At 60.0% G+C, this 8,008-nt stretch carries 6 protein-coding genes; all 6 read left to right on the forward strand.

Annotated elements, in window-relative coordinates:
* Positions 1 to 525 (forward strand): acyl-ACP--UDP-N-acetylglucosamine O-acyltransferase (gene lpxA / locus HUJ17_RS10060; protein WP_290510566.1); only part of this gene is annotated, 525 nt, incomplete at its 5' end.
* A gap of 1 nt (position 526) precedes the next feature.
* Positions 527 to 1,681, forward strand: coding sequence for a lipid-A-disaccharide synthase (lpxB, locus tag HUJ17_RS10065; RefSeq protein WP_290510567.1), 1,155 nt, complete (start codon positions 527 to 529; stop codon positions 1,679 to 1,681).
* On the forward strand, positions 1,681 to 2,319 hold the full coding sequence (gene rnhB, locus HUJ17_RS10070; RefSeq protein WP_290510568.1) for a ribonuclease HII: 639 nt from the start codon (positions 1,681 to 1,683) through the stop codon (positions 2,317 to 2,319). The genes lpxB and rnhB overlap by 1 nt, the downstream gene beginning before the upstream one ends.
* A 66-nt stretch (positions 2,320 to 2,385) precedes the next feature.
* Entirely contained in the window at positions 2,386 to 5,886 is a 3,501-nt protein-coding gene (dnaE, locus tag HUJ17_RS10075) for a DNA polymerase III subunit alpha (protein WP_290510569.1), read from the forward strand.
* Positions 5,887 to 6,254: 368 nt separating this feature from the next.
* Positions 6,255 to 7,226: an acetyl-CoA carboxylase carboxyltransferase subunit alpha gene (locus HUJ17_RS10080; protein WP_290510570.1), complete on the forward strand. Its 972-nt coding sequence runs from the start codon at positions 6,255 to 6,257 to the stop codon at positions 7,224 to 7,226.
* A gap of 138 nt (positions 7,227 to 7,364) precedes the next feature.
* Positions 7,365 to 8,008: tRNA lysidine(34) synthetase TilS (gene tilS / locus HUJ17_RS10085; RefSeq protein WP_290510571.1), on the forward strand; the 644-nt coding region annotated here is incomplete at its 3' end.

Consider the following 8,008-nt stretch of genomic DNA (forward strand, 5'->3'; position numbering starts at 1 on the left):
GATGACAATGTGATCCGTGAATCGGTGACCATCCATCGCGGTACCATTCAAGACAACTCCCTGACCAAAATCGGCAGCCGTAATCTGCTGATGGCCTATGTGCACGTGGCCCATGACTGCATCGTTGGCGATGACTGTATCTTTGCCAATAATGCCTCGGTAGCGGGCCATGCCCACGTGGGTAATGGAGTGATTCTCGGTGGCATGACCGGGGTCCACCAGTTCTGCAAGATTGGTTCCTATGCCATGACCTCCGGTTGTTCACTGGTGCTCAAGGATATTCCTGCCTATGTGATGGTGTCCGGCAACCCGGCCCAGGCGCGCAGCATGAACTTCGAAGGCATGAAACGTCGTGGCTGGTCCAAGGAGACCATCGCGTCCCTGCGTACTGCCTACAAGGTGATCTACCGCCAGGGTCTGACTCTGGAGCAGGCACTGGCAGAGCTGGAAGCCATGGATGCCTCCGACGAGCTCCAGATCCTCATCGACTCCCTCAAGGCTTCCGAACGCGGCATCACACGCTGACATGAAAGCTGGCAAGGACGCCCCCTTGGTTGCCCTGATCGCCGGAGAAGCCTCCGGCGATATTCTTGGCGCCGGGTTGATGCAGTCACTGCAGGCCCGTTATCCCAATGCCCGTTTTATCGGCGTCGGCGGCGAAGAAATGGCCGCAGCCGGTCTCTCCAGCCTGTTTCCCATGGAAAAGCTCTCGGTGATGGGTATCACCGAAGTGCTCGCTCACCTGCCGGAACTGCTGCGTCTGCGCAAGCAGCTGGTGAGCTTCCTGCTTGAGCAGCGCCCGGATGTGGTCATCGGCATCGACTCCCCGGATTTCACTCTCCCCATCGCACGACGCCTTCACGACCAGGGCCTGAAAACCGTCCATTACGTTAGCCCTTCGGTATGGGCCTGGCGACAGGGTCGAATCAAGGGCATCAAGCGCAGCATTGACCTGATGCTGTGTCTGTTGCCTTTTGAAGCGCGCTTCTATGAGCAGCACCAGGTGCCGGTGGCGTTTGTGGGTCATCCGTTGGCGGACCGGGTGCCGCTGGAAACCGATACACCGGCAGCGCGGACCGAACTGGGTTTACCTGAAAACGCCGATATTCTGGCGGTATTGCCTGGCAGCCGGGGCGGGGAAGTAGGGCAGCTGATGCCTGCTTTCCTGGATGCCATGGTGGCCCTGCATGCTCAGCGGCCAAAGCTGCACTTCGTGATTCCCGCTGCCAACGGGGCTCGCCGCGAACAGATCCAGACATTGCTGGATTCGGCAATGGATTTACCGGTCACCCTGGTAGATGGACAGAGCCGCACGGTGATGGCGGCGGCAGACGCGATCCTGATGGCCTCGGGCACGGCCACGCTGGAAGGCCTGCTGGTTGGGAAGCCAATGGTGGTGGGGTATCGGGTGGGCAAGATTACCTATGCCATTGCCAGCCGCCTGGTGAAAAGCGAGTTCGTCTCGCTGCCCAACCTGCTCTGTCGCGAGGAAATGGTGCCCGAGCTGATTCAGAACGGCCTGACCACCGACGCCATTGTGCGGTCAGTGAGCCACTGGTTCGACAACCCGGATCAGGCTGTCGCCCTCAAGTCCCGCTTCCGGGCGGTGCACGAACAGCTGCGTGGCGGGGCCAGCGAAAAGGCGGCGGATGCGGTCAGTCAGTTGCTGGAGCGCACCTGATGGATCCCTTTTCCGAATACGCCCTGGCCGAGCCCTTTATCCCGTCCGTCTTTCACTGGCGGCCGGGTATGCGGGTGGCCGGTGTGGATGAAGTCGGCCGCGGCCCCCTGGTGGGCGCGGTGGTAACCGCCGCCGTGGTGCTGGACCCGACACGCCCGATTCCTGGCTTGGCGGACTCAAAGAAAATAAGCGAAAAGAAAAGGTTGCAGCTGGAAGTTGAGATAAAATCTCATGCTATGGCCTGGTCCTTGGGGCGCGCAGAACCGGAAGAAATCGATGAGCTGAATATCTTCCATGCCACCTTGCTGGCCATGCAGCGTGCGGTACAGGCTTTGCCCCTTGACGTGCACGGCGTGCTGGTGGACGGTAACCGCGTCCCCGAATTTGTCTGCCCGGCAGAGGCGGTGGTGAAGGGCGATGGCCGGGTGCCGGCGATCTCTGCGGCTTCCATTTTGGCCAAGGTGGCCCGCGACCGTGAAATGCAGCAGCTTCACGAGCAGCACCCCCAGTATGGCTTTGATCGGCACAAGGGCTATCCGACCAAGGTGCACCTGGCCGCGCTGGAGCAGTATGGTGCTCTGGCCCAGCACCGCCGCTCCTTTGCGCCGGTGGCCAGAATTCTCGGGGCCGATGCCTGAGCCTGCATGCCTGGCGCGGGCTTGCCGAAATACGATACGAACACAGAAACACTGAGGAACACCCCATTGAGTGACCCCCGTTTTGTCCACCTTCGCCTGCACACCGATTATTCCCTGGTGGACGGGGTGGTGCGGGTCAAGGAACTGATCAAGACCTGTGCCAGCCAGTCCATCCCTGCGGTGGCGGTGACAGATGACTCCAACCTGTTCGCGATGATCAAGTTCTACTCCGCCGCCATGAATGCAGGCGTCAAGCCGTTGATGGGGGCGGACCTGTGGGTGGAAAGCGTACATATCGAAGAACCGGCAAAGCTGTCTTTCCTGGTACAGAACGAGCAGGGCTACCAGAACCTCACCTTGCTGATCAGCCGTGCCTGGCAGACCAACCAGGATCGGGGCAGAGCGCTGGTGAAAACCGAGTGGCTGGAAGAGTTACATGAAGGCCTGATTGTGCTGTCCGCCGCCAGCCAGGGCGAAGTGGGACAGTTGCTGCTGGCCGAGAAAACCGAGCTGGCCCGTCAGCAAGCAAGCTGGCTGCAGTCCGTGTACGGCGATCGTGTCTACCTGGAAATTCAGCGCACTTCCCGGCCGGGGGATGAGGATTGTCTGCATGCCACCGTGGCCCTGGCCGCCGAACTGGGGATGCCGGTGGTGGCCAGCAATGATGTACGTTTTATCCGCCGTGAGGATTTCGAGGCACATGAGGCGCGGGTCTGCATCCACGATGGCAACACCCTGGATGATCCCCGCCGGCCCAAGAAATACTCCGAAGAGCAGTACCTGAAATCGGAAGACGAAATGGTGGCGCTGTTTTCCGATCTGCCTGAAGCGCTGGAAAACACTGTCGAAATTGCACGCCGCTGCACCCTGGATATTCGTCTGGGTGAAAACTTCTTGCCGGACTTCCCGATTCCGGATGGCATGACCATTGAGCAGTATTTCGAAAAGCTGTCCCGGGACGGGCTGGAAGAGCGGCTAAAGGTATTGCTGGACAAGAATGACCCGGAGTACGCCAGCAAGCGCAAGGAGTATGACGACCGGCTCAAGTTCGAACTGGATATCATCAACCAGATGGGTTTCCCCGGCTACTTCCTGATCGTTGCCGACTTCATCCAGTGGGGTAAGGATAACGAGGTGCCGGTAGGGCCGGGGCGGGGTTCCGGTGCCGGCTCGCTGGTGGCCTATGCCCTCAAGATTACTGACCTGGATCCCATTGGCTACGATCTGCTGTTCGAACGTTTCCTGAACCCGGAACGGGTATCCATGCCTGACTTCGATGTGGATTTCTGCATGGAGAAGCGTGACCGGGTGATCAACTACGTGGCCGACAAGTACGGTCGCGATGCGGTGAGCCAGATCATTACCTTCGGCACCATGGCCGCAAAGGCGGTGGTGCGTGATGTGGCGCGGGTGCAGGGCAAACCCTATGGTCTGGCGGACCGGCTCTCCAAGATGATTCCGCCCACCCCGGGGATGACCCTGGAAAAAGCCTTTGAACAGGAAGAAACCCTGCGCGAGTTCCTGGAAAGCGACGAGAACTCCGACAAGGACTCCGCCAACGAGATCTGGGAAATGGCCCTCAAGCTGGAAGGCCTGACCCGGAACGTGGGCAAGCACGCCGGGGGCGTGGTCATCGCGCCGGGCAAGCTGACGGATTTTGCGCCGCTGTACTGTGAAGAAGACGGCACCAACCTGGTGACCCAGTACGACAAGGACGATGTGGAATCCGCCGGGCTGGTGAAGTTCGACTTTCTCGGTCTGAAGACCCTCACCATCATCGACTGGGCGGTGAAAGCCGCCAATGTGAAACGTCACCGGGAAGGGCTGGACGATCTCGATATTGACCATATCCCGCTGGATGACGTGCCCAGCTTCGACCTGCTGAAGAAGGGGGATACCACCGCGGTATTCCAGCTGGAAAGTCAGGGTATGAAGGAGCTGATCAAGAAGCTCAAGCCCGACGTCTTTGAAGATATCATCGCACTGGTGGCCCTGTATCGCCCGGGGCCGCTGGAATCCGGCATGGTGGACAACTTCGTCAACCGCAAACACGGCCGTGAACCGCTGGCCTACCCGGATCCGCAATACCAGCATGAATGGCTGGAGCCGATTCTCAAACCGTCCTACGGGGTGATCCTGTACCAGGAGCAGGTGATGCAGATCGCCCAGGAGCTGGCCGGCTACACCCTGGGTGGTGCGGACATGCTGCGCCGGGCCATGGGCAAGAAGAAACCGGAGGAAATGGCCAAGCAACGGGCCATCTTCGAAGAAGGTGCCAAGGGCAAGGGTGTTGACCCGGACCTTGCCATGAAGATCTTCGACCTGGTGGAAAAATTCGCCGGCTACGGCTTCAACAAGTCCCACTCGGCCGCCTATGCTCTTGTGGCCTACCAGACCGCCTGGCTGAAGGCGCATTACCCGGCGGAATTCATGGCCGCCACCATCTCGGCGGATATGCAGAACACCGACAAGGTGGTGACCTTCATCGACGAGTGCAAGACCATGGGCTTGCAGGTATTACCGCCGGATGTGAACTCCTGCGGCTACCGCTTCACGGTGAACCCGGAAGGCGACATTGTTTATGGTCTGGGTGCCATTAAGGGGCTGGGCGAGGGCCCGATCGAAGCCATCGTGGCTGCCCGCGCCGATGGCGGCGGTTTCAAGGACCTGTTCGACTTTTGCCGCCGAATCGACCTGAAGAAGATCAACCGACGTTCCCTGGAAGCGATGGTGCGAGCCGGGGTACTGGACAAGTTGGGTCCCAATGCCAGCTTCCACGATCGGGCCACCTTGCTGGCTACCTTGCCCGATGCCATCGCCGCCGCCGATCAGGATGCCCGCAACGAAGCCGCGGGCATCATGGACATGTTCGGCGCGGTGGACGAAAGTCCGGCCACCGCGGTGGAATGGAAACCGGCACGGGGCTGGAATGACGACACCCGCCTCAACGGCGAACGCGACACCCTGGGGCTGTTCCTCACCGGTCACCCCATTGATCAGTACGAGAGTGAAGTGCGCCAGTTCGTCTCCGCCCGCCTCAACTCCCTGCTGCCCACCGGCAAAGGCGAAGCCGCCACCGTGGCGGGGCTGGTGGTGGCATTGCGCATCACTCGCAGCAAGCGCAGCGGTGAGCGCATGGCGTTTGTCACCCTGGATGACAAGACCGGCCGGGTTGAGGTGTCCGTGTTCGGCAAGACGTTTGCCGAATATGGTGACCTTGTGCAAAAGGATGCGCTCCTGATCTTCAAGGGTGGCGTGCGGAATGACGACTACACCGGCGGCTTCAATCTGATAGCCGATGAGATCATGGACATGCGTCAGGCCCGGGAAACCTTCGCCCGTCGTCTGCGTGTGGCCGTGCCGGTCAGCGAAGCGCTACCCAAGCGACTGCAACAGACCCTGGCGCCGTATCAGGGCGGTAATACGCCTGTATTGCTGGATCTGGATCACCCGGTTGCCGCCGCCAGCTTCTGGATGGGCGATGCCTGGAAGATCAGTCCCCACGAGTCTCTGGTGGAGGAGCTGCGGGTGCAGTTCGGGGAAGATGCGGTGCGGATGGAGTACTAGTTGCAAGTTTCAAGTGGAAAGTTGCAACGCGTGAGAAGCAGGTAGAAACCGGAATTTCACTGCCCGCGTTTCACTGCTGGGCTCGCCCAAAGGGTGAATTATCTTCAATCGCGGGCTCAGGCGCTGACGAATGGCTGCTAGTTTGCCCGCGTTGAAACTTTCCACTTGAAACTTGCAGCTATTCTCCTGAAACAGTTTGCAACCTAGCCGAGTGCTTCGCATCTCGACCTTGTCATCCGGTTGCGGCTACACTTGTGCAGGCCAATTTCCGGCGGGGTCAGGGATGACGATTCCGCCAGCCATGTGCCAGGGACCGGGCGGATTTTCCCCGGCGTTGCCAGCAAAACACCATAAACAGGCTCAGACATATGAACCCGAACTTCCTCGAATTTGAACAACCCATCGCAGATCTGGAAGCGAAGATCGAGGAGTTACGACTGGTAGGCAGTGGCAGCGAGGTCAATATTTCCGAGGAAGTCGCCAAGCTGCAGGAAAAGAGCATTTCGCTCACTGAGAATATCTTCAGCAACCTGAGTGCCTGGCAGATTTCCCAGCTGTCCCGCCATCCCAAGCGGCCTTACATGCTGGATTACATCAAGCGGATCTTCACTGATTTCGACGAACTGCACGGTGACAGGGCCTTTGCCGATGATCCGGCCATGGTCGGCGGAATTACCCGCCTGAACGATCAGCCGGTGATGGTGATCGGCCACCAGAAAGGCCGCGAAGTGAAGGAGAAGGTGCGCCGCAATTTCGGCATGCCCAAACCGGAAGGTTACCGCAAGGCACTGCGTCTTATGGAGATGGCCGAGCGCTTCAGAATGCCGATTCTTACCTTTATCGATACGCCCGGCGCCTTTCCCGGGATCGATGCGGAAGAGCGCGGCCAGTCCGAAGCCATCGCCCGCAACCTGCGTGTCATGTCCCAGTTGAAAGTGCCTATCATCGCCACCGTGGTAGGTGAGGGGGGCTCTGGCGGGGCGCTGGCCATCGGTGTCTGCGATCACTTGCAGATGCTGGAATTCTCCACCTATTCGGTAATCTCCCCGGAAGGGTGTGCCTCCATTCTCTGGCGCAGCGCCGACAAGGCCCCGGAAGCCGCAGCGGCCATGGGGCTGACCGCTGGCCGACTCCACGAGCTGGGCATTGTCGATCAGGTTATCAAGGAACCCCTGGGTGGGGCTCATCGGGATTACGATCAAGCGGCAGATGCCATCCGCAAGGCACTGGTGAAGCAGCTCGACGAGCTGAAGGCCATGGAGGTTGATGCACTGGTGGATCGTCGCTACGACCGTCTGATGAGCTACGGTAACGTGGTAAGCGCTCCGGCGGACGAATAACCGGTTTCGCCTCCCGGCCTTCCGGGAAACGGCCGGGCCTGCCCAAAGGCTGAGTGTTTTGCAGCTCTGGGCCCGATGGCAAAGGCTGTAGTCTTATGGTCAAGCCTGTTTGTTTCCGCAATAGTGATGACATCCCCGATGCCAAAACCGCCACTGATTCCTGATCTGGCAGAGCAGGCCCCGCCCGGACCCTTGTTGCTTGCCTTCAGTGGTGGGCTGGATTCTTCCTTGCTGCTGCACTTGCTGGTTGATGCCGGGCTTGGGCCGCGCCTGCGTGTGGTGCATATCAATCATCAACTACAGACAAACAGCGCGGACTGGGCTGCACACTGCGAGCAGATCGTCGCTGGCCTGGGGCTGCCCTGTCGGGTGGTCACGGTAACGGTGGACAAGGACAAAGGCATCGAAGCCGGCGCTCGCCAGGCCCGCTATCAGGCCCTGTTTGCTGACGCCAGCCGTGATGGCGCCAGCGTGATTACTGCCCATCATCGTGATGACCAGGCCGAGACCTTGCTGCTGCGATTGCTGCGTGGCGCAGGCGTCCAGGGACTGGCCGCCATGCGTAATCTGGATCATAGGCAACAGATAGCGGTGTGGCGACCTCTGTTGGAACTGCCACGGTCTGAGCTTGAGCGCTCAGCCCGGGAGCGGGGCCTGCAGTGGCAGGAAGACCCCAGTAACCAGGACCAGTCCCTGCGCCGCAACTATCTGCGCCACAGTATTTTGCCGGCCCTGCGTCAGCGGTGGCGCGGGGCCGATGAGATCCTGGCCAGAACCGCCCG

It is taken from the genome of Alcanivorax sp., from assembly GCF_014762765.1.
Taxonomy (GTDB): domain Bacteria; phylum Pseudomonadota; class Gammaproteobacteria; order Pseudomonadales; family Alcanivoracaceae; genus Alcanivorax.